The sequence below is a fragment of the Vibrio sp. Vb1574 genome (genome assembly GCF_033338675.1).
Genome location: NZ_JAWOTC010000279.1, coordinates 1 through 1259 on the forward strand (window position 1 = coordinate 1; position 1259 = coordinate 1259).

At 48.8% G+C, this 1259-nt stretch carries 2 protein-coding genes; one reads left to right on the forward strand and one right to left on the reverse strand.

What is annotated here, in order from left to right:
• A partial coding sequence (trhA, locus tag R7O12_RS25525; RefSeq protein ID WP_318126854.1) for a PAQR family membrane homeostasis protein TrhA occupies positions 1-555 on the forward strand: 555 nt, incomplete at its 5' end.
• Between the two features lie 67 nt (positions 556-622).
• Here the strand turns inward: trhA and R7O12_RS25530 are convergent.
• Complete coding sequence (locus tag R7O12_RS25530; RefSeq protein ID WP_318126855.1) at positions 623-1207, reverse strand: DUF3157 family protein; 585 nt, start codon at positions 1205-1207, stop codon at positions 623-625.
• Positions 1208-1259: the final 52 nt, after the last annotated feature.

Here is a 1259-nt window from a genome sequence, read left to right on the forward strand (position 1 = left end):
CTGTTGTTAATCAAAGCGACAAACCACCAAGCTGACACATTGACCGTGACAAGCATGGCGATCTACGGCTCCAGTATTATTGTGCTGTTTTTAGCCTCAACGCTGTACCACGCGATCCCTCACCCTAAAGCGAAACGCTGGCTGAAAACCTTCGACCATTGCGCTATTTATCTGCTTATTGCTGGCAGTTACACGCCATTTTTGTTGGTGAGTTTACGCACGCCACTTGCGTTTGGCTTGATGATCGTTATCTGGAGCATTGCTCTGCTCGGCATCATCATGAAGGTCGCATTTGTTTATCGCTTTAAGAAGTTGTCGCTGATGACTTATTTGGTGATGGGATGGCTGTCGTTGATTGTGATTTATCAGTTGGCGATCAATCTGGATATCGGTGGACTTACGCTGCTTGCGGTGGGCGGTTTGGTGTACTCGCTAGGGGTGATTTTCTACGTTGCGAAGCGTATCCCCTTTAACCATGCGATTTGGCACGGCTTCGTTTTAGCGGGTTGTGTGTGTCACTTCTTCGCGATTTATTACTTTGTCGAGCCTATCTAAACTTAGCGACCTAAGCCTCACGCGTCAGCGTGGCAAGATACGCTCGACAAAGAATATCAGACCCGTATTAGCGAGTTTTCACTTCTAACACTTTGGCAGAAAACTGGTATTGCTGAGATTGCGGCACGGCCAGTTTAATGCTCTTACCTTGTTCCGCTTGCTGTGGTCGCAGGTAGGTATCCGCCATTCGTTTGATGGATTGCCAAACCGTGACCTTTTCTTTCGCCAGTTGCTTGCCAGACATATCAAACACTTGTACCTCAACCTCCACCTGAATGACAGATTGAGAGTTTTGGTTGGTGATAGACGTTGGCAGTACCAGTTCACCACCTTCGTAGCTCGCAGAGCCAATCAGTACGTCAACCCCAGAGTCTGACAACTGCAAGGTTGGTTTTTTCGCGTTCACAACCACGGTGGTACCGACGGTTTTTGTTACGACCGGAATTGTCGCAATCGCAGGAGCTGCGACAGTTTCAACCGCGCTGGTTGTGGTTTGGGCTACGGCCTCTTTTGGCGCAGAACTTGTCATCACGTATTCCCAAGTAAAGTCATCGTTCAACTTCACTTCTCGACCGTCGGCTAAAGTGACGACTTCAGCGGCGTAGGCGGATGAGGTGGCGAGTAGGGTCGCCAGAGTGATCCATGTTTTCATTGTCATACCTTTTATTTGTGTCTGCTTAACGGCGCCAAAACGCAGGGAAGAA